General features: G+C 59.7%; 21 protein-coding genes, 1 tRNA gene and 2 pseudogenes. 16 read left to right on the forward strand and 8 right to left on the reverse strand.

Features of this window, described 5'->3' with window-relative positions; genetic code table 11:
* Window positions 1–15: 15 nt before the first annotated feature.
* Window positions 16–1,218, reverse strand: a complete 1,203-nt coding sequence (locus tag ACQY1K_RS11845; protein WP_430257445.1) for an NAD(P)/FAD-dependent oxidoreductase — start codon at window positions 1,216–1,218, stop codon at window positions 16–18.
* On the opposite strand from ACQY1K_RS11845, the gene mnmD reads away from it, so the two are divergent.
* Window positions 1,217–1,957, forward strand: coding sequence for a tRNA (5-methylaminomethyl-2-thiouridine)(34)-methyltransferase MnmD (gene mnmD / locus ACQY1K_RS11850; RefSeq protein WP_430257446.1), 741 nt, complete (start codon window positions 1,217–1,219; stop codon window positions 1,955–1,957). The two genes, ACQY1K_RS11845 and mnmD, sit on opposite strands and share 2 nt — an antisense overlap.
* A gap of 12 nt (window positions 1,958–1,969) precedes the next feature.
* Here the strand turns inward: mnmD and ACQY1K_RS11855 are convergent, their stop codons facing one another.
* The gene (locus tag ACQY1K_RS11855) at window positions 1,970–5,680 is read right to left on the reverse strand and encodes a response regulator (protein WP_430257447.1); all 3,711 of its coding nucleotides are present in this window, start codon (window positions 5,678–5,680) and stop codon (window positions 1,970–1,972) included.
* A gap of 237 nt (window positions 5,681–5,917) precedes the next feature.
* On the opposite strand from ACQY1K_RS11855, the gene ACQY1K_RS11860 reads away from it, so the two are divergent.
* From ACQY1K_RS11860 to ACQY1K_RS11870, 3 genes and pseudogenes are all read left to right on the forward strand, one after another.
* Window positions 5,918–6,247 (forward strand): hypothetical protein, encoded by a 330-nt coding sequence (locus ACQY1K_RS11860; RefSeq protein ID WP_113110811.1) that lies wholly within the window; start codon window positions 5,918–5,920, stop codon window positions 6,245–6,247.
* Between the two features lie 276 nt (window positions 6,248–6,523).
* Window positions 6,524–6,877 carry a hypothetical protein gene (locus ACQY1K_RS11865; RefSeq protein WP_062455439.1) on the forward strand — a complete coding sequence of 118 codons (354 nt, stop codon included), beginning with the start codon at window positions 6,524–6,526 and terminating at the stop codon, window positions 6,875–6,877.
* Window positions 6,878–7,304: 427 nt separating this feature from the next.
* Window positions 7,305–9,112 (forward strand): annotated as a pseudogene (locus ACQY1K_RS11870) (DEAD/DEAH box helicase).
* Between the two features lie 132 nt (window positions 9,113–9,244).
* On the opposite strand, the gene ACQY1K_RS11875 reads toward ACQY1K_RS11870, so the two are convergent.
* Window positions 9,245–9,880, reverse strand: coding sequence for a LysE family translocator (locus ACQY1K_RS11875; RefSeq protein ID WP_430257448.1), 636 nt, complete (start codon window positions 9,878–9,880; stop codon window positions 9,245–9,247).
* A gap of 121 nt (window positions 9,881–10,001) precedes the next feature.
* Between ACQY1K_RS11875 and ACQY1K_RS11880 the strand changes: the two genes are divergently transcribed.
* A complete protein-coding gene (locus ACQY1K_RS11880) occupies window positions 10,002–10,718 on the forward strand; it encodes a helix-turn-helix transcriptional regulator (RefSeq protein ID WP_430257449.1) in 717 nt (238 codons plus the stop codon).
* 173 nt (window positions 10,719–10,891) lie between these two features.
* Here the strand turns inward: ACQY1K_RS11880 and ACQY1K_RS11885 are convergent, their stop codons facing one another.
* Complete coding sequence (locus tag ACQY1K_RS11885) at window positions 10,892–11,194, reverse strand: putative quinol monooxygenase (RefSeq protein ID WP_113110813.1); 303 nt, start codon at window positions 11,192–11,194, stop codon at window positions 10,892–10,894.
* Window positions 11,195–11,265: 71 nt separating this feature from the next.
* Window positions 11,266–12,282 carry an NADP-dependent oxidoreductase gene (locus tag ACQY1K_RS11890; protein ID WP_430258994.1) on the reverse strand — a complete coding sequence of 339 codons (1,017 nt, stop codon included), beginning with the start codon at window positions 12,280–12,282 and terminating at the stop codon, window positions 11,266–11,268.
* 91 nt (window positions 12,283–12,373) lie between these two features.
* Here ACQY1K_RS11890 and ACQY1K_RS11895 point away from each other — a divergent pair, with 91 nt between their 5' ends.
* The 3 genes from ACQY1K_RS11895 to ACQY1K_RS11905 all read left to right on the forward strand — a co-directional run bounded on the left by ACQY1K_RS11895 (window position 12,374) and on the right by ACQY1K_RS11905 (window position 14,958).
* Window positions 12,374–13,276 carry a LysR family transcriptional regulator gene (locus tag ACQY1K_RS11895; protein ID WP_430257450.1) on the forward strand — a complete coding sequence of 301 codons (903 nt, stop codon included), beginning with the start codon at window positions 12,374–12,376 and terminating at the stop codon, window positions 13,274–13,276.
* 199 nt (window positions 13,277–13,475) lie between these two features.
* The gene (locus tag ACQY1K_RS11900; RefSeq protein WP_430257451.1) at window positions 13,476–14,294 is read left to right on the forward strand and encodes a calcium-binding protein; all 819 of its coding nucleotides are present in this window, start codon (window positions 13,476–13,478) and stop codon (window positions 14,292–14,294) included.
* A gap of 289 nt (window positions 14,295–14,583) precedes the next feature.
* On the forward strand, window positions 14,584–14,958 hold the full coding sequence (locus ACQY1K_RS11905) for a nuclear transport factor 2 family protein (protein ID WP_430257452.1): 375 nt from the start codon (window positions 14,584–14,586) through the stop codon (window positions 14,956–14,958).
* A 54-nt stretch (window positions 14,959–15,012) separates the two neighbouring features.
* Here the strand turns inward: ACQY1K_RS11905 and ACQY1K_RS11910 are convergent, their stop codons facing one another.
* Window positions 15,013–15,447, reverse strand: a complete 435-nt coding sequence (locus ACQY1K_RS11910; protein WP_430257453.1) for a hypothetical protein — start codon at window positions 15,445–15,447, stop codon at window positions 15,013–15,015.
* Window positions 15,448–15,661: 214 nt separating this feature from the next.
* On the opposite strand from ACQY1K_RS11910, the gene ACQY1K_RS11915 reads away from it, so the two are divergent.
* A complete protein-coding gene (locus ACQY1K_RS11915; protein ID WP_430257454.1) occupies window positions 15,662–15,988 on the forward strand; it encodes a hypothetical protein in 327 nt (108 codons plus the stop codon).
* Window positions 15,989–16,338: 350 nt separating this feature from the next.
* Here ACQY1K_RS11915 and ACQY1K_RS11920 read toward each other — a convergent pair whose 3' ends face one another.
* Window positions 16,339–17,220 carry a DMT family transporter gene (locus tag ACQY1K_RS11920; protein WP_430257455.1) on the reverse strand — a complete coding sequence of 294 codons (882 nt, stop codon included), beginning with the start codon at window positions 17,218–17,220 and terminating at the stop codon, window positions 16,339–16,341.
* A 370-nt stretch (window positions 17,221–17,590) separates the two neighbouring features.
* Here ACQY1K_RS11920 and ACQY1K_RS11925 point away from each other — a divergent pair, with 370 nt between their 5' ends.
* From ACQY1K_RS11925 to ACQY1K_RS11940, 4 genes and pseudogenes are all read left to right on the forward strand, one after another.
* A complete protein-coding gene (locus tag ACQY1K_RS11925) occupies window positions 17,591–19,000 on the forward strand; it encodes a circularly permuted type 2 ATP-grasp protein (RefSeq protein WP_062582734.1) in 1,410 nt (469 codons plus the stop codon).
* An 11-nt stretch (window positions 19,001–19,011) separates the two neighbouring features.
* Window positions 19,012–19,953: an alpha-E domain-containing protein gene (locus tag ACQY1K_RS11930; protein WP_062455418.1), complete on the forward strand. Its 942-nt coding sequence runs from the start codon at window positions 19,012–19,014 to the stop codon at window positions 19,951–19,953.
* A 36-nt stretch (window positions 19,954–19,989) separates the two neighbouring features.
* Window positions 19,990–20,814: pseudogene (locus tag ACQY1K_RS11935) on the forward strand (transglutaminase family protein); the annotation flags it as partial.
* Window positions 20,815–21,046: 232 nt separating this feature from the next.
* Window positions 21,047–21,604, forward strand: coding sequence for a hypothetical protein (locus ACQY1K_RS11940; RefSeq protein ID WP_430257456.1), 558 nt, complete (start codon window positions 21,047–21,049; stop codon window positions 21,602–21,604).
* 9 nt (window positions 21,605–21,613) lie between these two features.
* Here the strand turns inward: ACQY1K_RS11940 and ACQY1K_RS11945 are convergent, their stop codons facing one another.
* Window positions 21,614–21,901, reverse strand: coding sequence for a DUF3329 domain-containing protein (locus tag ACQY1K_RS11945; protein WP_430257457.1), 288 nt, complete (start codon window positions 21,899–21,901; stop codon window positions 21,614–21,616).
* Between the two features lie 235 nt (window positions 21,902–22,136).
* Here ACQY1K_RS11945 and ACQY1K_RS11950 point away from each other — a divergent pair.
* From ACQY1K_RS11950 to ACQY1K_RS11960, 3 genes are all read left to right on the forward strand, one after another.
* Window positions 22,137–22,213: transfer RNA gene (locus tag ACQY1K_RS11950), tRNA-Arg, on the forward strand.
* A 193-nt stretch (window positions 22,214–22,406) separates the two neighbouring features.
* Window positions 22,407–23,012, forward strand: coding sequence for a hypothetical protein (locus ACQY1K_RS11955; protein WP_430257458.1), 606 nt, complete (start codon window positions 22,407–22,409; stop codon window positions 23,010–23,012).
* Window positions 23,013–23,331: 319 nt separating this feature from the next.
* Window positions 23,332–25,041, forward strand: coding sequence for a flagellin (locus tag ACQY1K_RS11960; RefSeq protein WP_430257459.1), 1,710 nt, complete (start codon window positions 23,332–23,334; stop codon window positions 25,039–25,041).
* Window positions 25,042–25,099 lie beyond the last annotated feature (58 nt).

Genomic DNA, 25,099 nt, shown 5'->3' on the forward strand with positions numbered 1-25,099 from the left:
GGCCGAAACGCGCGTTTAACGCGTAGCAACCGAAAGATGATCCCAAAGTATAAAACTCTCGGGAAGCGAGTGCTCTTGACCGATGATGAAACCGAGCGCGGCATCCGCAAGCCTGTGGGCAAGCCCGAAGCTGACCTTGAAGCCGCCGGTGAGAGCAATGACGCGTGGATGGTCGGGATGCGGACCCACCATCGGCTCACGGCCGATCGCCTTGGGCCTCAAGCCGGCCCAGCGCTCCACCACTTCCGCACCGGAAAGTGCCGGCACGAGCGCGCGGGCGCGGACCAGGAGATCGTCGAGCTTGGCATCGGTGGCAAACGGCGCGTCGAACTCCTCCTCGCTGGTGCTGCCGACCGCCACGTGGCCATCGTCATGGGCGATGACATAGAGGCCGTTGAGGAAGAGGATCGGCAGCGACGGATCGATATCGGCCTTCAACAGCGCCGCCTGCCCCTTCACCGGCTGTCCCAGCGGAACCGAGATGGATGGAGACAGGGGACCAAGCAGCGGAAACGACTGCGGGCCGGCCGCAATCATGCAATGGCCAAAACCGATCGAGCGTCCATCGGCAAATTCGACGCGGTTTGCCACCGGGTCGATCCGCTCCGCCGGCAGTCCTTCGATCAGGCTCACATGCCGGGCGTTGCCAAGGAAGGCGGCGAGCGCAGCCATCAGATGACGGGGGGAAACGCGGGCGGCAAACGTGTCGTGCACGATGCCGGCTTCGGTAAAGGCCGGGTCCGGCCATCCGTCGAAAGGCGACGCATCGAGCACATGCCAGTGGAACGGATCGCCGTCGTGCCGCCAGTTGACCTCCGCCTCCTGCTGATGGCGTAGGGCGATGGGTCTGAGATGCGGCTTCGGCAGCGGGATCAGCCGACCGGAGCGGCGATAACCGCAGGACAGCCCGGCCTCGGCTTCGAGCCTCGCCACTTCGTCTTCGAGGGCGACGAGCGAGTCGAACTGGGCCTGTTTCTTGTCGTTCCAGCGGTCGGGCACATGCGACATCAGCGCGCCCAAAATGCCGCCGCTGGCACCCTGCCCCAACCGTCCCGCTTCGACCAAAAGGGTGCGGATGCCAAGCCGTTCCGCCTTGACCGCGGCCCAGAGGCCCATGATGCCGCCGCCGATGATCAGGAGATCGACATGATCATCGGGGAGATGAGGCATTGCTGGAGATTGACCCCGGGGACCTCGAGGATTATCCGCATCTTCCATGAGCAATCACGATCCCGAAATTGTAAAAGACGACGCCACGCCTGAAGCACCGGCGCTTGATTGGCATGACGGCGATATGCCGTATTCGACGGAATTTGGCGACCACTTTTATTGCCGCACCGATGGCCGCCTGGAATGCGGCCATGTGTTTCTGGCGGGAAACGGACTGCCGGAGCGCTGGAACGACATGTCACCGACCGAAGACACGTTCCGGATCGGCGAACTCGGTTTCGGCACCGGCCTCAACGCCTGCGAGACCTGGCGCCAGTGGGCGCTTTTCCGCAAACCCGGCACACGGCTGCATTTCACATCGTTCGAACTCTATCCGATGCAACGCGACGAGATCGGGCGGGCACTGGCGCGGTGGCCGGAAATCGATCCGCAGCGGCAGGCACTGACGCAAGCATGGCCGGATGAGCCGAGCGGCCGGATCACCATCGACCTCGATGACCAGACGACGCTCACGGTTGTCTGCGACGCAGCGCTCGACGGCGTCACGGCTGAAGAGGCTGACTTCGATGCCTGGTTCCTCGATGGCTTCGCGCCGTCGCGGAATCCCGACATGTGGTCGCCGGAGCTGATGCAGGCACTTTTCGACCGCACCCGCCCGGGCGGCACGTTCGGAACCTATGCGGCGGCAGGCTTCGTCCGCCGCAATCTGGCGGCCGCGGGTTTCACCGTGGAGCGCCAGCCCGGCTTTGCGGGCAAGCGCGAGATGCTGCGCGGACGCAAGGACTGAGGCTCTAAGACCTCAGTTGCCATCCAGCGCCGAAACGACGACGGCGCCGTCCAGCCAGTGGCGGATCTTGTTCTCAAGCGCTTCGGGACTGATCGGTTTCGACAAATAATCGTCCATGCCGACCTGGAAGCAGAGTTCGCGGTCGCTTTCGAGCGCATGGGCGGTGACGCCGATGATCGGGACATGCGTGCCGGTCGAGTTTTCGAGTTCGCGGATCTTGCGGGTCGCCTGATGCCCGTTCATCACCGGCATCGACACGTCCATGATGATCACCGCCGGATCGTACTTCTGCCAGGCCTCGACCGCTTCCGCGCCGTTCTTGACGATCTGGAACAGCCAGCCGGTCATCTGCAGGATCTGGGTAAAGACGATCTGGTTGACCTCGTTGTCCTCAGCGACGAGAACATCGAGCGTTGGTTTGATCACAGGAGCGACGGTATTTTCCTGCGCCACCGGTTCTGCAGGCTTTGAGCCAGCTGTGTCGACGGCTGGAGTAGACGACGCAATGAGCGGCACCGCCTGCCCGGATGCGCGGCGCCGGGTGCGGATGACGCGGACGACGTCGATGATCGTGCTGCGCAAAAGGGCTGCGCGGGCGGGCTTCATCAGATGCGCCTGAACATTGAGCTCGGCAAACATCGTCTCGTCGTTTGCCATGTCCATCGACGTCAGGAAGACGATGCCGGTGAAATCGAAGCGCCTGTCGCGCCGGATCGCCTTGGCGCAGTCGAACCCGTTCATCTCCGGCATGTGATAATCCAGCACGACCACATCGATGACGATGCCGAGCCTGGTTGCTTCGTGCAGGAAGGCAAGACCCTCCGCCCCGTTTTCAGCGGCAACGGTCTCGAAGCCCCACATGCTCAGCTGCTCGGTGAGGATGCGGCGGTTCACAGCGTTGTCGTCGATCACGAGCACCCGGGCACCGCTGGTGCTGACCGGCAGCGTCACTTCCATCTTGCGTTCGGCAACCACGGCAAACGGCAGGTTGACGGTAAAGACCGAACCGCGGCCAAGCTCGCTCTCGACCTCGACGGAACCGCCGAACAGCTCGACCAGACCGGACGTAATCGCAAGGCCAAGCCCTGTGCCTTCATGACGGCGCGTGGACGACGTATCCACCTGGCTGAACTTTTCAAACACCGACCGAAGCTTTTCTTCGGGAATGCCAAGGCCGGTATCCTCGATGCGGATCGACAGCATCAGCTGGTCACCATCGATCGGCCGCGACTTCAAGTCGATGAAGACATGGCCCTTTTCGGTAAATTTGACGGCATTGCCGACCAGATTGGTGACGATCTGGCGGAAGCGGCCGGCATCGCCGAGGACCGTTTCGCGCACCGAAACCTCGCCGCGGACAATCAGTTCGATATCCTTGTCGGCGGCGGCCGACGACAGAAGCGTCGCCACGTCCTCGATTGCCTCAACAGGATCGAACGGCGCCTTGCGCAGCTTCATCTGGCCGGCATCGATCTTGGAGAAATCGAGAATGTCGTTGATGATCGTCAAAAGCGCATTGCCGGATTTGACGATGATGTCGACGAAGGTCTTTTGGCGGGTATCGAGGCTCGATTTCGCAAGCAGTTCGGCCATGCCGAGCACGCCGTTCATCGGCGTGCGGATCTCGTGGCTCATGTTGGCAAGGAATTCCGACTTCGCACGGTCGGCCGCTTCCGCCCGGTTGAGCAGGCGCGTCAGGTCCGCCTCGCGTTCCTTGCTCTCGGTGACATCCGTGAAGACGGCAAGCCAGTGGTCGTCCCCGGTCGGGCGGGCCTCGAGCTGGATCCAGCGGCGGTCCTCGACGCGGAACGAGGTAAATACCGGTTCTCCAGAGGCAACGCTTGCTTCCCATTCGCGCAGCGCCGCGGTCGAGGTACGCGCATCGCCAAGATCGCCGCGTTTTGCGCAGTAGCCAAAGACGTTGCGCCAGCTTTTGCCGATCGACAGCATGTCGGCCGGCATCTCCAGCATGGCGGCAAGCGCATCGTTTGAAAAGATAATCGCGCCGTCGTGCAGGATGAGCAGCCCTTGAGACATTGCGCTGGTTGCGTCGCGCATCAGCGCGCCGTGTTTCTGCAGCGCTTCCTGCGCTTGCCGGATGTCCGCATCGCGCTGGCGCATCGCGGTGATATCGGTATGGCTGATGAGGATCTTGCCATCGGTCAGTTGCGTGCCCGAAATCAGCAGGTAATGGCCGCCATGGGTGCGGATCTCGATCGGCGGATGATCGTTGCTGGCTGTCAGTGCGGCGATGCGGGCATTGTAGATCGCATCGAAATCCAGGTCCGAGCCGGCATAGATACCGTTGTCGTAATTGACCTTCATGAAATCCCGGTAGGAACGACCGGCCAGATCGAAGCGCTTGTCCGTATCCCAGGATGTATAGAAGGCGGGGTTGGCGTATTCGAACACCAGATCCGCATCGAGAATACCGATGCCGACCGGCTGGGCCGACAGGATCGTCTGCAGATCCTGGCTGACCTTTTCCGCCTTTTGCTGCGCTTCCTTGATCAGCGACACGTCTGTGCGCGAGCAGACCAGATAGCGGCTGCCGTCGTCGACCTCAATCGAGCGCAGGCGGGTAAGAACCGGAATGACCGAACCGTCCGGGAAGGTCATATCCTCCGACTTGTCGATCGCCTCGCCGTCCAGCACGCGGGCGTTTTCGTTCCAGAACCGCTCCGCCGCCCAGGGAAACATCTGGGCTTCCGTCTTGCCGAGATAGTTTTCCCGTTCGCTGCCCAGCATTTGCTCGTAGGCGTGGTTGGCATAGGTCAGCTCGTGCATTTCGTTGCGAACGAACACGGGGGCCGGCAGGTCTTCCAGGATGGCGCGGAAAAGCCCGGTTTCCGCCACCTGGCTGCGCAGCAGCATCTCCTGGTCCTTGAAGTCGGTGACGTCGTGGCGGATGGCGATCAGCAGGCCGTTTTCCAGCCGTTTGTTGAGACTGCGCATCCAGCGCCCATCCGGCAGCTTGTCGATCCGCTCGTGATAGGGAACGAGGAAGGCACGGAGACGCTGTTCCACCCACTTCTCGCGCGGCGCAAGCGTTACGGACGCATTGCCGCTTGCCGCACGTTCCCGCTGATCATAGGCGCGGTGGATGATGTCCTCCAGCGCTATGCCCGGCTTGATGACGATGCCACAGGCATCGAAATGGTCGACAAGCTGCGAATTGCAGTAAACGAGCACATTGTCGCGGTCGTAGATGCCGATGCCCATTTCGAGCATGTCGATCGCGTCGTCGAGAAGACCGTTCTCAAACAGCGAAAACGGCTTCGCCGCCGTCTCGAGCGGCGCGGGGACGCCATTACCCGTTGGGCGCGATGCAGCGCCGACCGGCAGGAAATGGCCGAAGACGTAGGATTGATCGTCTTCCGTCAGAAACCGCTCGATATGGATCTCATGGGAAAAGATCCCGTCGGCGTTGAACGCCAGCGCCTTTTCTTCGGCACCGAACACCAGGGCGCGGCATTCCTTTTCCTTGCGCTCATCCTTTTCGCCTTCGCTGCCGAGGCTGAGGCTTGTCTGGCCGACGAGCTCCTCAGGGCGAGCGCCGACCATGGCCGCATAGGCGGGGTTGACGGCGACGTATGCGAGCCGGCAGTTCTTGATATAGGCGGGTTCGGGGAGATCCACGATGCGGGCGCAGGCCCGCTCCAGAAACTTGCTTTCCAGGCGTTCGCTCTTCGTGTGCACCCTGCCCCGCTCACTCCCGCGCATGCGGGATCCCACCATTTTTCGGAAACCGACCCGATAACACCATAGCGAGTATTAACAACACGTTGCCCGGAACACAGGGTTGTTTAATATTTGCGTTTTCGCAAGTTCGAATGGAGTGCGGCCGGGGGCGTTTCACGCATCGAGGATCAACGCAATGACACTAAATCGGCCGCATCAGGCAACCTTGGACGCCGACGCCGGTTAACCCTGACGTGAAGCGAACAAAGGAAATTTTCGATGATGAAACTTGTGACGATTGCCACGCTGACGCTTGGCCTTGCAACATCGGCATTCGCTCAAGGTGCATCCGGTGGATCCGCAGGTTCCGGCGCGTCTGGCGCAGGCGCTGCATCCGGAACGAGCAGCGGTACAACCGGCCAGACGCCGTCCAACACGCCGTCCAATAGCGCCAACGATGGGACGACCACGGGCAGCACGGACTCCAAGAGCATGACGACCGGAAACGGCACGAGCAAAGGCGGCTGCGACACGACGGGTGTCGGTGGCGCACCTTCGGCAACCAGCGGTTCGACCGACGGTTCCGGCACCACGACGAACAACTGCTGATCAGCTCCAGCGCCGGGATTAGACCCGGCGCTTTTTCTTGCCCGCCAAAACCGCCAGACAGCTCGAGCCACAATTCCTCCCGAAAATTGCCGGGTTTTCGCCGCAATTCAATCTCCGGGCAGACCCTGGGTTGCCGACACCTTTCGAAAAGCAATTTTTCCACGGTGGAGTCTGAATAGGCGTTCAGACTACGGCGATAAAACTTCCATCAATCCGCCGTGATTGAGAGCGACGCTTTGAACGTACCTCGAAACACCACGGGGAAAGGAACCAGGCATGTCGATCATGAAGAAGACCATTACTGCTGGCATTGCGGCTCTCTCAGTCGCCGGCGCACTTGCTGCGACGGCACCGGCAGCGCAGGCCCGCGATCACTACCGTCACCACGGCGACGATGTGCTGCTGGGTGCCGCGGCCGGGATTGCCGGCGGCCTGATCGGCGGCGCGATCGTGTCCGGATCGCAGCGTCCGGTCTATGTGGAGCCGCAATACGAATATGCTCCGCCGCCACCGCCGCCGGTCGTCTATCGTCGCGCCTATTATGCCGCACCGCCACCACCACCGCGTTGCCACCATGAATGGGTGGAAAACGAGTATGGCGAAGCCTACCGCGCACGGGTCTGCTACTAAAGCGTCCAGGCGTCCATCAAGATTTGCGATACGGCGGTGCGATGCACCGCCGTTTTTCGTTTTGGGCCGCCACTCTGCGCGACCATTGCCTTGGGGATCGCCGTTCGTGTGGCCGCCGCTCGGAGGGCTGACGACTCGAGAAAATCCCCTGTGACGTGAGTGCCTACCGGGTCGCAGCTAGCGGACAGCCTGCGTCGTTTTGCAGAAGAACCTTGACTTTCGGCGGCAAATCAACCAAATGCATGCCAGCTTTCACCTTCCGGCAGCCGCGTGAGCTGCCCCGCGTCCATACTGACAGCGCGAAGAAGGAACAAGGCGCACAGATAGATCGCCCTCGGGATGAGGGTTCAAGCGCTGGAAAGTAATTTCCAACACACAAGTTCCCAAATCACGCGGGGTTCTTGACGCCACAAGCAGCCCGGATGGCATGGTGCCATTTCGGAGCGTCCGCTTTTGGCGCCCCGAAAGGTATTCGACTTGACGAATTTTGAATCTCTTGGCGTGTCCAAGCAGATCGTCGCCACGCTCACCGAGCTTGGTTTTGAAACCCCGACGCCGATCCAGGCCCAGGCAATTCCGCTTCTCCTCGAAGGCCGCGACCTGATCGGCCTTGCGCAGACCGGCACCGGCAAGACCGCAGCTTTCGGCCTGCCGCTGATCGAGCGCCTGATGGCCGACGCGACCCGCCCCGACAACCGCACCACCCGCGCGCTGATCCTTGCGCCGACCCGCGAACTGGTCAACCAGATCGCCGCCAACCTGAAGACCTTCATCAAGGGCCGCCCGCTCAAGATCAATCTCGTCGTCGGCGGTGTCTCGATCAACAAGCAGCAGCTGCAGCTGGAAAAGGGCACCGACATCCTCGTCGCCACCCCTGGCCGCCTGCTCGACCTGATCTCGCGCCGCGCGATCGGTCTGACGACGGTTCGCTTCCTCGTGCTCGACGAAGCCGACCAGATGCTCGACCTCGGCTTTGTGCATGACCTGCGCAAGATTTCGAAGATGGTGCCGAAGAAGCGCCAGACCATGCTGTTTTCGGCCACCATGCCGAAGGCGATCGCCGATCTGGCCGCCGACTTCCTGACCGACCCGGTCAAGGTGGAAGTGACGCCTGCGGGCAAGGCAGCCGACAAGGTGGACCAGTTCGTCCACTTCGTTGCCGGCAAGGGTGACAAGACCGACCTTCTTCGCAAGTCGCTGCTCGACAATCCGGATGGCCGCTCGATCGTCTTCATGCGCACCAAGCACACCGCTGAAAAGCTGATGAAGCACTTTGAAAACATCGGTTTCTCGGTCGCCTCGATCCACGGCAACAAAAGCCAGGGCCAGCGCGAACGGGCACTCAAGGGTTTCCGTGATGGGGAGATCAAGACGCTGATTGCGACCGACGTCGCGGCCCGCGGCATCGATATCCCGGCCGTCAGCCACGTCTACAACTACGATCTGCCTGATGTCGCGGAAGCTTATATTCACCGCATCGGCCGCACGGCCCGTGCCGGCCGCGAAGGCATCGCGATCGCCTTCTGCGCACCGGACGAAACGATGCTGCTGCGCGACATCGAAAAGCTGATGAACATCGAGATCAAGACGCTGACCGGCGAGCGCCCTGAGACGATGAACCGTCCGGTTCGCGCCAACGGCAACAACAACCGTGGCGGCGCCAATGCCCGCGGCGGCAACAAGGGCGGCCGTGGCGGCCAGCCACGCGGCAATGGCGGCGGCGGCGAAGGCCGCGGTGCCGGTGCTGCCGGCGAAGCCCGTGGCCCGCGCCGCGAACGTCCGGCGCGCAAGCCGTTCTTCGCTGGTGACGGTGCAGAAGCGCCAAGAAGCCAGGCTCCCCGTTCACAGGCTGCACGGCCGGCAGCGGCAAGCGTAGCGCCCGACAACGATCTGTCCTCGACTTCGGATTTCCGTCCGGTCAAGAAGCAGTTCGGCAACCCGGGCGCAAAGACTGGCGGTCGTCCTGACAACCGTGGCTCAGCCAAGCCAGCCGGTTCCGGCAACCGCGACCATGCAAGCCACGGCGCGCATGAAGCCGGCAGCCAGCGCAAGGCCCATCAGGGCAATGCGGCCGCCGCATCCGGCGAAGCCAAGCCAAACCGGCACACGCCGGCCGCAGCCCCCAAGGGCGACGGTCGCGGCCCGGTCCGCTTCGGCAACGACAACCGCGGCCAGGCCCCCATCGACCAGCGCACCGCCGGCCATCAGGGCCGCAAGCGCACCACGCGCGCTTAACGCGAGACGCGGTTGAGAGAGTTCAGACGGCTGGGAGAAATCTCGGCCGTTTTTGTGTGGGGTATTAGGGGTGGTTGGTGAGGCCGCTTTCACCCCGACACTCAGGATTTCTGCGACAACCGGATCGCTCGATCACAGTTCATTCCATCCGCGCAGAAACATGTATGCGGCAATCGCAACCAGCACCAAACCAGCCACCCGTCCTGCCCAGATCGTCAAAGTGGGTTTGGAGACGATGGCATCGCGTCCTCTCGCGGCGGCCAGAGCCAGTCCACCGTAAACGGCAAGCTGAACGAGCACGGTCATCAAACCCATCGCAAGTGTCTGGGGCCAGAGCGGCCCGAAAGCAGGCTTCAGGAACTGTGGATAGACGGCGAGAATGAACAGCCATGCCTTCGGATTGAGGAGGCAAGTGACGACGGCCTGAATGAAGACCCGCCCGGAAGATCGAGCCGCACCGCTATCAACGGACCCGATCACGATCGAACTGCGGGCAAGACTGACTCCGATCCAGATCATATAGGCCGACCCGAGTATGAGCATGGGGCCGGAAACAGCCGGGATCAACCTGGTAAGCCCGGCAACGGCGAAAGCGCCGAACAAGGTGTGGCAGGCTCCACCGGCCATCATCCCGAAAGTCGCTGCGAGCCCGGCGCGTCTTCCACCCGCAAGAGTGTTCGCAAGGACAAACACCATGTCCATGCCCGGAACGGCGATAATGCCCGTCAGCAGAAGGAAGAAAAGCCAGAGATTTTCGACGTAGGTCATGTCAGTTGCCGCCCGTTCCATTCGACTGACGGTCTCGATACCGCCTGTTTTTCAGCGTGTTGCGGCATGCTATACAGGGGCTCACTGACAGGGGTGTGTCAGTTGTGATGGGGTAATCAGCATGCGCAAAGCTTCCAGGCTCTTCGAGATCATCCAGATTCTGAGACTGGCAAAGACGCCTATAACGGCGGCGAAGATGGCAGCCCAACTGGAAGTCAACATGCGCTCGATCTATCGGGACATTGCCGGCCTTCAGGCTATGCGCGTGCCGATCGAAGGCGAGCGCGGGATCGGCTATATTCTCCGACCCGGCTTTGATCTTCCGCCACTGATGTTTACGGCTGAGGAGACCGAGGCTGTCGTTCTCGGCATGGCGCTGATCGAGCGTACAGGCGACACTGACCTCAAAAAGGCATCCGAACGGGTCGTCGCTAAAATCGCAGCTGCCGTGCCCGCGCCGTTGCGCGAAGCACTGACATCGCGTGCCCTTCACGCTTGGGGCGCAAGCACTCCAGCTCCGGAAGGCATCGATTTCGGGATTGTCCGTCGTGCGATCCGCGACGAGGAAAAGCTGTTGCTCGACTACCGTGACCAGCAGAACAATCCAACGCGTCGCATCGTCTGGCCGCTGGCGTTGATCTACTATCTGGACAGTGCCGTCATCGTCGGATGGTGCGAACTGAGACAGGCAATTCGGAATTTCCGGATCGACCGCGTGGAAAGCTGCAGTTTGACGGGAAACCACTTCCCCAAAGAGGGAGATAGGCTGCGCAGCATCTGGATTTCCGGCTGGCAGATCGAACAGAGAGACCCTGCATATCCGGCAATCCAATTGTGAACCAACGCCGGGTTTCGGGAAACTCGCGATGAAGCGACATTGGTGTTTCTGAGCTTTGCGACGTGGCAGACTAGGGAGTTCTACGATCGTCCGCAGTGTCGCGTGTAGGGGCAGAACTGTCGAGGTCGGCTGTCTGCCCAATGCGGACGCAGACCTCCAACCCAGTAGCAGCATCAGCAATCCATGATGTCGCGTTCGTTCAATGCGTCGTATTTCTTGAGTTCGCCTCGCATCTTACCGATCCAGCGGCTGACGAACGCGATCGTGTCGGCTGCCTGCAAATGAGCGCTAAGCGCAGCCTGATCGACCCAACGTTCCGATATCAGCAATCGACCTGATTGTGGATCGTCCACGGCAGCATCATACGTGATGCTGCCCGGACGCTTCCGTGTTGTGGATGCCAGCGCATTCAGTTCCGTCATGAATTGCGCCAGATCGGCTGGATCGACGTGCATGTAGCCGGTGATAATCAGCATGGGATAGCCCCTCTATCAGCGCCCCGACCATCTGTTTGCGGCGGCCTGGGCCTTGACTGGTCAAGTGGTGATCAGACGGCGACCAGCACGATCTTGCCCTGGATGCTCCCTTCGGCAGCACGACGATGCGCTGCCGCTGCCTCGGCCAGCGGATAGGTGCTGTCGATCACCACCCGTATGGAGCCGTCCTCAAGCAGACGGCCGGCCTCTGCCAGTTGCGCGCCGTTCGAGCGCACCTGCGTCGTCGAGACGGTGATCTTTCGCCGCGCGGCTTCGTCATAACCTGAAAAGCCCAGCGGGTTGACGAGAAACAGGGCGCCAGTCGGCTTAATGCTGGGGAGAAAGCGTTCCATATTCGCGCCGCCGACGGCATCGAGCACCAGATCAACATTCTTCGCCACTTGTTCAGCAGCCGTCTTCGTGTGGTCGATGAAAATATCGACACCAAGATCATTGAGAAGCGCCTCGTGCTTGCCGGAAGCAACGGCAACCACCCTCGCCCCTTGCCATTTCGCGATCTGGACTGCGAGATGGCCGACGCCGCCGCCGGCGCCGTTTACCAGCACGGTCTTGCCGTCGAGCAGAGCCGGTGCATGCGGGAAGGTCTGGAAAGGGTTCGGCGCATCGTGTCCCAGATCGACCAAAAATTGCCAGGCGGTCAGAAGCGACATCGGCGCGCCGGCGGCCTGGACGTGGTCGATCCCGACGGGCTTCAGCGCCAGGTCCGATGCGGGAACACGAACATATTCGGCATAGGCGCTGCTTCCCGTCATGAGGTCATGCGGGAACCGGACCATCGCATGGACCTCGTCGCCGACCTTGAACTGCGACACGTCTTCGCCGACGACCGCAACCGTGCCGGAAACGTCCGTACCAAGGATCAGCGGAAAGCTTGGATTGGGCTGCCATTCCGGCGGGAGAGCCCGGTAACCATCGCGCAGATAGAGATCCGGCGGGTTGAGGCTCGTGGCATGGACGCGAACAAGCACGTCGACAGCCGAGATTTCCGGTCGGGGCGCATCCTCGTAGAGGAGTACATCTGGTCCACCGAACTCGTGCAATCGCACGGCTTTCATCATGTCAGTCATCATGGCCTCGCTTGGATAGTCATTTCGATGACTGAAGATACGATCGACATCTTCGATTGATAATCATCAGATAATTCGCTTTAGTAGTGCCATGAAGGAACAAATGGGAATTGATAGGCTGACGGGGCTGATTGCATTCGCTCGCGCCGGCTCGCTCGGAAGCTACACTGCCGCCGCCCGCTCCTTGTCCATCTCACCCTCGGCGGTCAGCAAAAGCATTCAGCGGCTGGAAAAACAGCTCGGCGTTTCGCTTTTTGCGCGCACGACACGTTCTCTGACGCTGACGCCCGAAGGCCGCGATCTGCATGAGCGTGCGCTCAGGCTGCTGCACGACGCAGAAGAGATCGAGCAGGCGGCGAAAGCAGCGCGCACTGAGCCCGCCGGCACATTGCGGATCGCGGCCTCTCTGCCGATCGGCCTGCACGTCATAGCGCCGGTGCTTCCTCAGTTTCGCAGGCTCCATCCGAAGGTTAACATAGACCTGCGTTTGAGCGATCACATGGTTGATCTTATCGAAGGCGGCTTCGATGTCGCGGTCCGCATTGGCGATCTGGCAGACTCGCGCCTGCTTTCCCGCCGCCTCCTGCCGCATCGGCTATGCTGCTATGCCTCGCCCGAATATCTGGCCGGGCGCGGTCCGCCGACCCACCCGGACCAATTGGCAGAGCATGAAACTGTCAGCCTGCGCTACCAGAGTAGCGGCCAGCTATTCCGCTGGCCTTTCCGCGTTGGGGACAGGGAGGTCGAGATCGTACCGTCCTCGGGTATTATTGTGGACGCGAGCGAAGCCGTGCTTGCGACGATCGCAGCGGGTAGCGGCATCGGAATGGCAACCAGTTTCATGGCAAGCGCTTGGGTGAGGCGTGGAGCCCTTGTGCCGGTTCTGGCCGATTATGCGGTAGACCGGCACAATATCACGGCGCTGTGGCCCGAGAGCCGACGGTCGAACCCCGCCGTCCGCGCCTTCCTCAACACCCTGGCAGCGTTGTCGTAACATTGGCAGTGAACGACCGCAGTTGGGCCGAAGCGAACACGTCCATTTAGTCATCAATCATAACGAGTGGTGGGGCAGTCTGGGGCTAACCTTATTGTTGCGTTCAATGCCGGATGCCGCTATTTCGCAATGGGTTATTTGAGACCTTTTATGATGGCCGTCGATGATGTTGGCGACCTCCGGCGGAGAGACATAAAGCATGGCTATCGGTGATATTACGGGTCTTCCGACTGAGATCAGAGAAAATACGAAAGCGGGAACGGTCGTGGCGACCCTGGGGGTCGAGGGCTACGATACGGCGGACCTGCAGTTCGATTTCAGCATGTATGCCATGGTCTGGTACGGCTCGGTCGGCAACGTAGATACATTCAGTGACCTCTTTGCTCTGGAAGGCAATCAGATCGTTGCCGTGAGGGACGTGCGCTACCAGGCTTACGACCTCAACTCTTTCCACTATGAGCTGGAAGTCTCCGCACACGACAAGGCGGGCAATCCTGTAGGCGCTCTCACGGGTTCTGCTCTGAACGTTGTGGATTATCTGGATGATATCAGGGGAACCGCACGTGCCGACACGCTGAAGGGCGACACAGGCATGAACAAGCTCATCAGTGGCGCCGGTGATGACAAGCTCTACGCTGGTCGCGGAGACGACGTGCTTTACGGTGGCGCCGGCAAGGACGTTTTGTCGGGTGGCTGGGGAGAGGACACGTTCCTCTTCAAGTCGGTTAAGGAAAGCACCGTCAAGGCGGCGGATGTTATTACCGACTGGGAGCATAATTCCGCTACGCGCGACCTGATCAACCTCACTGCCATCGATGCCGATACCAAGATCAGCGGAAACCAGGATTTTGACTGGATCGGAGCCAAGAAATTTACCGGCAACGCCGGCGAGCTTCGCTACGAGAAAGAAAAGTCGCATACTTACGTCTATGCCGACGTCAACGGTGACAAAAAGGCCGATTTCATGATCGACCTGCATGGCTCCCACAAAATGTATGCGGACGACTTTCTACTCTGATGCGGATTGACGCTGTTACGACGTGATGGCAGCGGGTGCGGGGAGCGCGATCGATAGTCTGCGCGCATTGCTGTTCCTCATCTTGAATAAGATGAGGGATAGCCGTTGCTATGAAATGTCATGATTGCAGCGCATCCTCCGGGTTAGCGTTTTCGGTTGCCCCGCATTTGATGGTGGGGAGACTGGGACAGTTGCCCGGAGCGCACCTTAGGCGGCGTGCTATCAGTTCAAAGACATGCGCTCATCATTTATGAGCAGCGCCTGCGTCAATCCGAAGGATCGTTCCAGAATGATCGATATTGAAGAACGCATTCGCGAAGTGCTCGTGAGAAAAGGACGAGCTTTGGTTGAGCGCAACGCTTTGAAGCTCGGTGAATTGCTTCATCCAAACTTCGTCTATCTAAATGCCAGGGGCAAGTCGTTCCATAAAGCCGGATACATCGACACGTTCTGCACATCCACATCATTGGTGTTTCTTGACCAAAGCGTGGTTGAGGTTGCGGTGAGGCCAATCGATGATTTCGCGGTGGCGACACTGGTGCTGTCGGATAGGCTGGCAATCGATGGGATCGAGCAATCCGGGCGTGTACGATCGCTGTGCGTGTTCACTCAGGCAAATGGCGAGTGGCTTTGGGCAGCAGGGCAAACAATGTCCGAAAGTTGAGCCCTGGCCAACGTCGCCTTATGGCCCGACGCGGTCATGGCTGTGGCGACGATCTCACCTCCCTTTGCTCAATTTTGATGTGGTGAAGCCTATTAAGTTACCAAGCATAGCCGAAAGCACGGCGATAACTGGGACCATCGAAAGAAACGTCCACGGAAGCGAAAAACCACCCATCAGGTAAAATGTGAGAATAAGCGGAAAGAACAGCGGAACTAATATTACTGCTATTAGCAGCGAAGCGCCGAATAGGATGGCGGAAATCATATTCGCCATCGACTCATTTGTCTGCATCCCACTTACATCAACAAATGGACCAATGCTGAGAGTAAGCGCTGCCATTATAAGTATCAGTGCGGGCAACACAATTTGCTCGAAAACTGCAAATTTACCCAAATTGCCCCGCGCGAGACGCCTGTGCATCAATAACGCAGCGAGAGATGCGGAAACGCCTGCAATCAACCAGAGAATTAGGTAATGTTTCCAATCCACTGTTCACCTCTTCGACGAGCAGAATGATTGCTCCATGCTCGACATTCTTCGACAACGAACCGAGCATACGCAATGGACCTCCCGCTGACTACGTCCGCTTCTACCGCGAGCGGACTTCAGACATGCGAGATAACATTGCATTTCCATTGCGAAGTTAAGAAGTTTCCAGAACAGACTCCGCTATCCTTCGCGAACGAATTCCGCGGAGAGTGTAATGAGTCGATTTGCTTTTACTCTGCTAGTTGCTCTGGCGGTCGCCGCAATTGGATTTGGCGCAAGACATTATGTTCAAGCGTTAGGACCCTATGGGCTTGTCGGTGTGATGTGGGCAACCATTGCGATCTTCATGGTGATCTGGCGTCCGCTTTCGGTCTCAGCGTTTATTTCAAGCATCACTATTTCCAGCGCGATCTGTCTGCCTATCGTTGCATACCTGATCAACCAGTGGCTAGGTTTTGGAGTAGGTGCGGTAATTTTCTATCTAGCCTCTAAATGGGCTGAAAAACTGAAGGATCGGTCGTCACCAAACGCTGGTCAATGACCGGATCCCGCCGCAAAACTGCCAAAGCGCATTCGTCCGATAGCGGCTTAAAGCCAAGTCGGCTCATTGCCCACGTGCCAGCGATCACGCCGCTTGCCCCCGCACATCCCACTACTTCTTCTTCTCCTGATCCCTATGCCACTTGATGGCGAAGAACATGCCTGTGCCGAGGACGATGATCTTGAGCGGGAAGAAGACGATCGGGAACCAATCCCACATGTCGGTGATATCCAGGCTTTTGAGTGCATTAACGGGCGTGGCGGAGCAGTACATGAGAACGGCTGCGTACAACATCCGCCATGTTGACGCAGAGGAGGTCGGAGCGAGAGAGGTTCAGCCCCAAATGGCCCTCACCCCGCCTTCGCCTTGCGGTTCACCAGATACACGCCGAGAACCACGATCGCGGTGCCGGTGACCATGGGAAGGGTCAGGGGTTCGCCAAACAGGATTGCCGCTTCGATGGCAACAACGGGGGGCACGAGATAGATCAGCGAGGCTGCGCGTGAAACCTGCCCGCGGCGGATGAGGTAGAGGAGCAGTGCGACGGCACCGAGCGAGATGCCGATGACCGACCAGGCCATGGCGGCGAGTGCCTGGGTGGTCCAGTCGAAGCGCATGGGCTCGATCAGATAGGCGACCGGCAGCGTCACGATGAACGCTCCGACATATTGCAGCGTGCCGATGGCAACGAGGTTGCCCTGCTGCAGGTAGCGCTTCTGGTGGATCGTGCCGTAGGTGACCGACCCCATCGCCATGAGATTGAGGAGAAGCGGCAGGCCGAGCCCGGTCATGCCGGCCGACAGGCTTCTAAAAAGCTGCGGCGAGATGGCGATGAAGATACCGGCAAAGCCGAGCGCGAGGCCGAGCTTCTGCCGGCGGGAAAGCGTTTCGCTAAGCAGGAACGGCGCGACCGCCGCCGTCATCAGCGGCTGCAGCCCGGCAATGATGCCCGACAGCCCCGAGGGCACGCCCTGCCCGATCGCATACCAGACGCCGGCGAGATAAAGCCCGTGCAGAAAAATGCCTGAAAGCACCGCATGGCCGATCTCGCGTCCGGTCTTTGGCCACGTGACCCGCAGGGCAAGCCCGAGACAAAGGAAGACGACGGCCGCCAGTGCATGCCGGGCGGCCAGAAAGGTGACGGGGTCCGCATGGGCGGACGCATATTTGGCGACGATCCACCCGGTCGACCACAGGAAAACAAAAACGGCCGGAGCCAGGCGGTCGAGCATCGGAATGTTCCGGAGAGTGGCTTTGACAAGGCCGGTGGGCGGGAAATGATCCGGCGTCTGATTAGGCTGTGGCGGCGACGCGGTCAAAGTAGAAATACTCACCGTTCCCATCAGCGCATCTGACGGTGTGCGACTAAGATCCGGTCTCCGGTGTGATCAGCGATGAGGCAGTTGCTGCTTTGACGAGCGGTCTTTCTACGACCGAAGATGAGCCGTCGCTAATTCCATCGGCAGTTGCCCTTTTTGATCGTCGTTCAGGCCCTATCTCACCGCATCAGGACGGGTCGTATATTTGTCATACGCAACTGAGCATGGTTCTTGCATTGCCAATGCCGTTGTATTCTTATGACCAAAAATGGGGAACATACCTTTGGCATTTGATGAAATGTTAACCGCGGACGACCAGCCGCGTCTGCCCTATAAGACCTACCACGATTGGTATGCCAGCCAGGATACGGCGCATCTGATCCGCAAGACGCAGGATGCCGAAAACATTTTCCGCAAGACCGGCATCACCTTCGCGGTCTATGGTCATGCCGACAGTTCCGAAAAACTCATCCCCTTCGACATCATTCCCCGCATCATTGCCGCCCGCGAATGGCGCAAGCTCGCGCAAGGCATCGAGCAGCGCGTCGTGGCGCTCAATGCCTTTCTCGACGACATCTACCACAAGCAGGAAATCATCAAGGCCGGCCGCATTCCGCGCGAGTTGATCGAGAAGAACGTGGCCTTCCTGCCCGAAATGATCGGCTTCAAGCCGCCGGGCGGCGTCTATACGCACATTGTCGGCACCGATATCGTGCGCACCGGCGAGGACCAGTTCTACGTGCTGGAGGATAATGCCCGAACCCCGTCCGGCGTCTCCTACATGCTGGAGAACCGCGAAACGATGATGCAGATGTTCCCCGAGCTGTTTACCCTGAACAAGGTGCAGCGTGTCGAGGATTATCCGCGCCAGCTGCGCCAGTCGCTGGCCTCGCTCGCACCCCCCGGCTGCAAGGGACGGCCGCGTGTCGCGGTGCTGACACCCGGCATCTACAATTCTGCCTATTACGAGCACTCGTTCCTGGCCGACCAGATGGGCGTCGAACTGGTCGAGGGATCGGACCTTCGTGTCATCGATGGCAAGGTGAAGATGCGCACGACGCGCGGCTATGAGGCGATCGACGTCCTCTACCGCCGCGTCGATGACGACTACCTCGATCCGCTGACATTCCGGCCGGATTCGGCGCTTGGCGTTCCCGGCATCATGGATGTCTACCGCTCCGGCAACATCACCATCGCCAATGCGCCGGGCACCGGCATCTGCGACGACAAGGCGATCTATTCCTACATGCCTGAGATCGTCGAGTTCTATACCGGCCGCAAGGCGCTTCTGGAAAACGTGCCGACCTGGCGCTGCTCGGAAGCCGACAGCCTCAAATACGTGCTCGAGCATCTCGAAGAACTCGTGGTCAAGGAAGTGCATGGATCGGGCGGCTACGGCATGCTGGTCGGCCCGACCGCGACGAAAGCCGAGCGCGCCGAATTTGCCGCAAAGCTCAAGGCGCGACCGACCAACTACATCGCCCAGCCGACGCTGGCTCTGTCCACCGTGCCGATCTTCGTCAACAAGGGCGTTGCCCCCCGCCACGTCGATCTGCGCCCTTATGTCCTCGTGTCCGACAAGGTGAAGATCATTCCCGGCGGATTGACACGCGTAGCCCTGAAACAGGGTTCACTGGTGGTCAATTCCAGCCAGGGCGGCGGCACCAAGGACACATGGGTATTGGAAGATTGAGGGCGTAAAACATGCTGGGAAGAACTGCAAACGGCCTCTACTGGATGTTCCGCTACATCGAGCGTGCCGAAAACATCGCCCGCCTCGTCGATGCCGGTCTGCGCGTCTCGCTGACGCGGGCCGGATCCTCCGACGAGGACTGGCACGGCGTTCTGGAAAGTGCGGGCGTGCGCGATGCCTATAAGCAGGTGCATGCCAAGCTGACGGCAGCCGACGCGGTGGATTATCTCCTGCGCGACACGGCCAATTCGTCGAGCGTCCTGTCCTGCATCGAATCGGGCCGCAACAATGCCCGTATGGTCAGAACCGCCCTGACGCGCGAGACCTGGGAGGCCACCAACGAGGCCTGGCTCGATCTCAAGGCACGGCTTGCGCGCAACCTCAAGGCCACCGAACTGCCGGAACTGATCGACGTCATCAAGCACCGCTGCGCCCTCATCCGCGGTGCATTCCACGGCTCGATGCTGCGCAACGATCTCTACAATTTTTCGCGCATCGGCACCTTCATCGAACGGGCCGACAACACGAGCCGCATTCTCGACGTGAAATATTACGTGCTTCTGCCCTCCGTCAGCCAGGTCGGCGGCGCGCTTGATAATTTCCAGTGGGAATCGATCCTTCGCTCGGTTTCCGCACACCGCTCCTATGGCTGGGTCTATGACGGCGACTATCAGGCCGGCAATATCGCCGACTTCCTGATCCTGAAAGTTCAGATGCCGCGCTCGCTTGCCTATTGCTACGAAAAGATCGTCAGCAATCTCGGCTACCTGCAGCGGGAATACGCAGAGCGGCACACGGCGCACGACACGGCCGACGCGATCCGCGCGACGCTGACGCGGGGCTCGATCACCGAGATCATGGATCACGGCCTGCACGAGTTTCTCGAGGAATTCGTATCGCGCAACAACCAGTTGAGCGCCGAGATTTCGCAAGGCTATCGCTTTTACCAGTAGGACGGGCCGAGTGGCGTCCCTTGAGGATTTGAAACAATGCGCCTGAAGATTTCCCATACGACGGAATATACCTATGACGAACCGCTGCCCTACTCGCTGCAGCGGCTTCGCCTGACGCCGACCGCAGGATCCACCCAGAAGATCATCAACTGGACGGTGAGCGTGGATGGCGCCACGGTCGAGGCGGGCTATGCCGACCAATACGGCAACCGCGTCGAACTGGTGTCGTCGGAAGGCGGCGAGAACACGATCCGCATCGTCGCCTCGGGCGAAGTGGAAACCGTGGACAAGGCCGGCGTTTTCGGCACCCATCAGGGCTTCTGCCCGCTCTGGCTGTTTCTCCGCGAAACCCCGCGCACGTCAGCCGGCCCGCTGGTAAAGGCGCTGGCAGAAGGCCTGACCGGCGACAGCGAACTTGCCCGCATGCATGCGCTGATGGAAACGATCCACGAGACCGTGGCCTATACGCCGGGCACCACGACGACAGAAACCACCGCCGAAGAGGCGCTTGCCGCAAAGACCGGCGTCTGCCAGGACCACACCCATATCTTCCTGGCCGCCGCGCGGTTGCGCGATATCCCCGCCCGCTACGTTTCCGGCTATCTGCTTATGGAGGGCACGACCGAACAGGTGGCGACGCATGCTTGGGCGGAGGCGCATATTCCGGGCCTCGGCTGGGTGGGCTTCGATGCGGCCAACGACGTCTGCCCGGACGAGCGCTATGTGCGGCTCGCCACCGGCCTCGACTACCGCGACGCAGCCCCGATCTCAGGCATGCGCATCGGCCGGGTCTCCGAGACGTTCGGCGAAAACCTCAAGGTGTCGCTGACGGTGGAGGATGAGGGCCAGACTCAAGCTCAAGGCTCACAGACCCAGGGTTCGCAAAGCCAGAGCGGTGGACAGAGCCAAAGCCAAGGTGGACAGAGCCAGGTCCAGGGCGGGCAGAGCCAGACCACGCAAGGACAAAGCCAGTCGTGACATCAGGATCGGCTGCCTAAGACAGCCGTCGTTGTTTACGTAAATTTAACCGACTCTCCCGCAAGCCCGGCACCATCCAGGCATGATTGTCTGCGCCGATAGCAAGGGAGCGGAAATGCTGCTGGGACAATCGATCTTCCAGTCGGTGCTGACACGGCTGAAGCGCGAGCGCGACGACGAACAACCTGTCGAGGCGGCAGCGGATTTCCGCGTCCGCGGCCTTGGAACGGGTTTCGTCATCTCGACGACCGACGAGGAACCAGAGACAGGTGCGACTGGCGACACCAACGCCTATTTCGCAGACCTCGCCGACATCTCGGAACTCGAACCGGGAGCCGGCACGCAGCAAGAGATGGGGGCGCAAGCTCCGCCTTTGCCAGGTGATCTGACATCCGAAACCCCGCAGCCGCAGCCGATCGATCCGGTAGAACCGTCCATACCTGTACACCTGACCCGGTTGACGACGGACGAGATTGCCGGCGAACTTGCTATTGTCGACGTCGACACGGAAGCCACGCTCAACGACAAGCGAAGACGGTTTGCCAAGACCAACCATCCGGACGGCGTGGCCGAGCGGTTCCGTCCGGCGGCGACCACGCGGATGCAGATCGCCAACCTGCTGATCGACCAGGCGATCAGGGCGCGGGAAATCCACGCGCGGATGTTCGGCTGATTTTAAGGTTCAGGTCTTGTCGAACGTCCTGTCGGCAGGCAGTTCAGACGCATTGCGCACCTGCGCATCGTCGGCCGGCGCATCCTGGTCCTGTACAGGGTCGGCCATCGTAACCGGTGCAGCCGGCCGCTTTTCGAGGAACAGCTTGTAGGCCGCATAAAGGCCGAGACCCCCGGAAATGACCGCCCAGGTGACCGAACCGGCATAAAGCTCGAACACAGCCCAGCCGAAGCAGATCGCCGGAATGAGGATCCGCCGCCAGAGCGGCCCATAAAACGGGTGGTTCGGATCGATCATGCGTGCCTGCTCCCCTCGCGGCCAGATACGGCCCTGCCCCGACGATATCCCTGTCCCCAGCGAAAATTGCAAGGGATCACTCCCACTTTCCCTCTCCCCGACGCAGCCCCGCGGGACGCCCACGGCCGCTATCTTGCCCACAGGCTGCGATTTCCCGATTTTGCCAATTGATGCCGCAAGCATCCTGGGTTAAGAACCGTCTCATCGGACGAAGCGAGTCATCGCTTTTCGGCATGCACCCGTAGCTCAGCTGGATAGAGTGTTGGATTCCGATTCCAAAGGTCACAGGTTCGAATCCTGTCGGGTGCGCCACTAAACCTAAGAAATCATTGATTTTTATTTTTATTCTTGATTTCTAATGGATCGGAAATACGCTAGCGCAGCGTTAGCACAATGATTACCCTCTCCACCCCAAGGTTCTTTCCTCAACGCATTCAGCCCCCTAGATGCTTATTTCTACCTGCGCCAAAATAATAACTGACTGAATTAACGTGAACGCTCCGAAATGAAACATACGCGCCAGCTTTATCTCGACAGCAAAAAACTGCTTGGCCTGCTTGCAAAGGCCAATGCGAATGCCGGTTTCGATGGTGCAATTCGAAGTGTGTTCGGTAGCGAACTGATGCCCAACCAACAGATCGGGATCGGTGATCGCCATTTCTTCTATGCCGGATCGGCTAAGAACCTTGTGGCGTTCCTTCCTGTCCAATGGCGGGATGAGCTCGACAAGGTGGGTATCGTCTGGAAGGGTTGCGAAAGATGGTGGGCGGGTTATCCATTGATCGTTCTGGCCGAGATGCGGGTGAGCGAGGACGGCATATCAGGATATCTGCGATTGAATGCCGAGGTCGGCCCGGCTTCTGCACGCGAGTTTCGGAAAGGCATGATCGAGGCGATCAAGACCGCGGCCGTCGTCAGCAATCTTGACCGCATTCAGTTCCAGCCGGACGCAGCCGAAACGGGTAGGCTCTACTCACGTTTTCTACGCAGGAACGTGATCCCGCTAACCGACATCACCAATGCTGGGGAAATCCAAGCGCAGTTGAAGATGCTCGTCAGCGACTTCGAGCCGGAGTTGGAACTGGTCGCGACTGTCCTTGGCAAACGGTAGACCGGGCGATCGGGCTGCCGGTCGGAACGCTTTCCCACAGGTACCTGGCCCTTACTGCCGCCGCAGAAATTTGCGGGATATCAAGTTCTGCTTGCAGCTTTTAACCGTCCGTTAACCATTTCCGGTCGAAAACTACAATACAAGTGCACGGCGATCATTTGCACCACAAGATTGCTGCGCAGCCTTGGAACCCAGACCTGGGTTTCCAAGGTTACGGTCCCGCCATTACGACGGGCACCCTTTGGGTTAACCGTTAACGATGTTCCGATCATTGCTAGCTTATTTCGCCGGACCCGTTTTCGCGTCCGGGGGCTAGCCCTTGCTTTTGGGGCTTTCTAACGTGACCAGCATACTAACCAATACCTCCGCAACATCAGCACTTCAGACCCTTCGCACGGTCAACAACCAGCTCGATACCGCACAGCAGCAAGTCAGCTCCGGCCTTCGCATCCAGACCGCGTCCGATAACGTGGCGTACTGGTCGATCTCGACCACGATGCGCTCTGACAACAAGGCCAACTCGGCAGTCAATGATGCCATAGGCATTGGATCTGCAAAAATCGACGTCGCGGTGGCGGCGATCGACACGACGATCGATATCGTGAGCGACTTCCGTGCGAAGTTGGTGACGGCGACAGAAACGAGCATCGACAGGTCGAAGGTTCAAAGCGAACTAGATGCACTGAAAGAGCAGCTGGTGGCCACAGCGACATCTGCGAGCTTTAGCGGCGTGAACTGGTTAAACACCAAGTCCGACGACAATCTTGCGGTCCTTTCTTCCCTGCCGGACTACGTGGTCTCCGGTTTCATCCGTTCACCGGATGGGACCGTTCAGGTCGACAAGACGGAGATTGATACCGCTGATGTCAGCGTGTTCAATGTTGGCGGCGGCGGCTCACTGCAGAAGGACATTCGCTCGCTCGGTGGTATCGGAGGCTTCCGCAATGCCGATCCGGCTGGCCAGAACCGCAACGGCTATCAGCAATGGGAGATGACCGGACCGGTGACGTTGGCTGCCGGAGAGAGCATCTCATTTGATATCTCAATTGATGGAACGCCGGCAACGAACGTCTCCATCGACAAGGCGACTGTCGATGCGGCGCTTGGCACCACGGATGGCATCATTTCGGACGATGACGACTATGCCACCGTGATCCGCAAAGCCCTCGCAGATGCAGGCCTCTCAAGCCGCGTCTCGACCTATGGAAGCTCCTATAGTAGCTCCCTCCTCTCCATCGTAAGCACAGAGCAGAGCGGAAACAGCGGGTCGAGCATTCAGGTGACGAACGTAATCAGAAGCCCAGCGGCTACTGCCGGCGGGTTCGAGGATACGCCGTATCAGGATGCCCCGGGCAGCTACGCGCAGACCTCCTTTGCGTTCACCGGGCCCTTCCAGATCTATCGTGATGTTGATTTCACCTTCGACTTGAATTTACCAAACACCGAGGAGCAGGAGTTCGTCGTCACCCGCGATATCGTTGATGCCGCGCTCGGAACGGCTGACGGCATGGTTAATTCCGCAGCCGATCTCGCCTCCATTCTCAATCTGGCGAAAAACATCGACGGTGGAACGCTCTCGACATCCGGCGTTATCGTGTCTTCTAGTGGAGGAAGTGTCGTCTTCACTATCGACAGCTCCCTATATCCCGACAAGGGCAATCGCTCCTGGTTTTCGATCGACAACGTCGAAGACAACGTTCGGGGCCCTAATTTCGATATCCTCGATGTCGATATCACCGATCCGGCCAATGATCTCGACAACTACATCAACGGTCTCGACATGATGCTGGAGCGCGTCATCAAGAGTGGTGCGACGCTGGGTGCGGCGGAAAACCGGATCGACATACAGGCACAATTCAATGCCACGCTCATGGACAATATCGAACAAGGCGTCGGTCGCCTCGTTGACGCCGACATTGAAGAGGCATCGGCGATCCTTTCGGCGAAGCAAACGCAGCAACAGCTCGCCGTGCAGTCGCTCCAGATTGCCAACAGCGCGCCGGAGACCATCATGCAGTTGTTCAACTGATCGATACCGGTCGCGTGAGGTGGGGCCGACATAAAGCGGCCTCATCATTCCTCACAAA

Origin of the sequence: Neorhizobium sp. IRS_2294, from assembly GCF_050500145.1 — a bacterium.
Lineage (GTDB): Bacteria > Pseudomonadota > Alphaproteobacteria > Rhizobiales > Rhizobiaceae > Neorhizobium > Neorhizobium soli.

Bases quoted from the DNA above. Each gene is read 5' to 3' on its own strand.
- ACQY1K_RS11885 (WP_113110813.1), bottom strand. From the start codon at position 11,194: ATGCTGATTATCACCGGCTACATGCACGTCGATCCAGCCGATCTGGCG.
- ACQY1K_RS11915 (WP_430257454.1), top strand. From the start codon at position 15,662: ATGAGTCGATTTGCTTTTACTCTGCTAGTTGCTCTGGCGGTCGCCGCA.
- ACQY1K_RS11865 (WP_062455439.1), top strand. From the start codon at position 6,524: ATGTCGATCATGAAGAAGACCATTACTGCTGGCATTGCGGCTCTCTCA.
- ACQY1K_RS11890 (WP_430258994.1), bottom strand. From the start codon at position 12,282: ATGACTGACATGATGAAAGCCGTGCGATTGCACGAGTTCGGTGGACCA.
- ACQY1K_RS11905 (WP_430257452.1), top strand. From the start codon at position 14,584: ATGATCGATATTGAAGAACGCATTCGCGAAGTGCTCGTGAGAAAAGGA.
- ACQY1K_RS11895 (WP_430257450.1), top strand. From the start codon at position 12,374: ATGAAGGAACAAATGGGAATTGATAGGCTGACGGGGCTGATTGCATTC.
- ACQY1K_RS11945 (WP_430257457.1), bottom strand. From the start codon at position 21,901: ATGATCGATCCGAACCACCCGTTTTATGGGCCGCTCTGGCGGCGGATC.
- ACQY1K_RS11930 (WP_062455418.1), top strand. From the start codon at position 19,012: ATGCTGGGAAGAACTGCAAACGGCCTCTACTGGATGTTCCGCTACATC.
- mnmD (WP_430257446.1), top strand. From the start codon at position 1,217: ATGAGCAATCACGATCCCGAAATTGTAAAAGACGACGCCACGCCTGAA.
- ACQY1K_RS11860 (WP_113110811.1), top strand. From the start codon at position 5,918: ATGATGAAACTTGTGACGATTGCCACGCTGACGCTTGGCCTTGCAACA.
- ACQY1K_RS11855 (WP_430257447.1), bottom strand. From the start codon at position 5,680: ATGCGCGGGAGTGAGCGGGGCAGGGTGCACACGAAGAGCGAACGCCTG.
- ACQY1K_RS11880 (WP_430257449.1), top strand. From the start codon at position 10,002: ATGCGCAAAGCTTCCAGGCTCTTCGAGATCATCCAGATTCTGAGACTG.
- ACQY1K_RS11955 (WP_430257458.1), top strand. From the start codon at position 22,407: ATGAAACATACGCGCCAGCTTTATCTCGACAGCAAAAAACTGCTTGGC.
- ACQY1K_RS11900 (WP_430257451.1), top strand. From the start codon at position 13,476: ATGGCTATCGGTGATATTACGGGTCTTCCGACTGAGATCAGAGAAAAT.
- ACQY1K_RS11920 (WP_430257455.1), bottom strand. From the start codon at position 17,220: ATGCTCGACCGCCTGGCTCCGGCCGTTTTTGTTTTCCTGTGGTCGACC.
- ACQY1K_RS11940 (WP_430257456.1), top strand. From the start codon at position 21,047: ATGCTGCTGGGACAATCGATCTTCCAGTCGGTGCTGACACGGCTGAAG.
- ACQY1K_RS11845 (WP_430257445.1), bottom strand. From the start codon at position 1,218: ATGGAAGATGCGGATAATCCTCGAGGTCCCCGGGGTCAATCTCCAGCA.
- ACQY1K_RS11875 (WP_430257448.1), bottom strand. From the start codon at position 9,880: ATGACCTACGTCGAAAATCTCTGGCTTTTCTTCCTTCTGCTGACGGGC.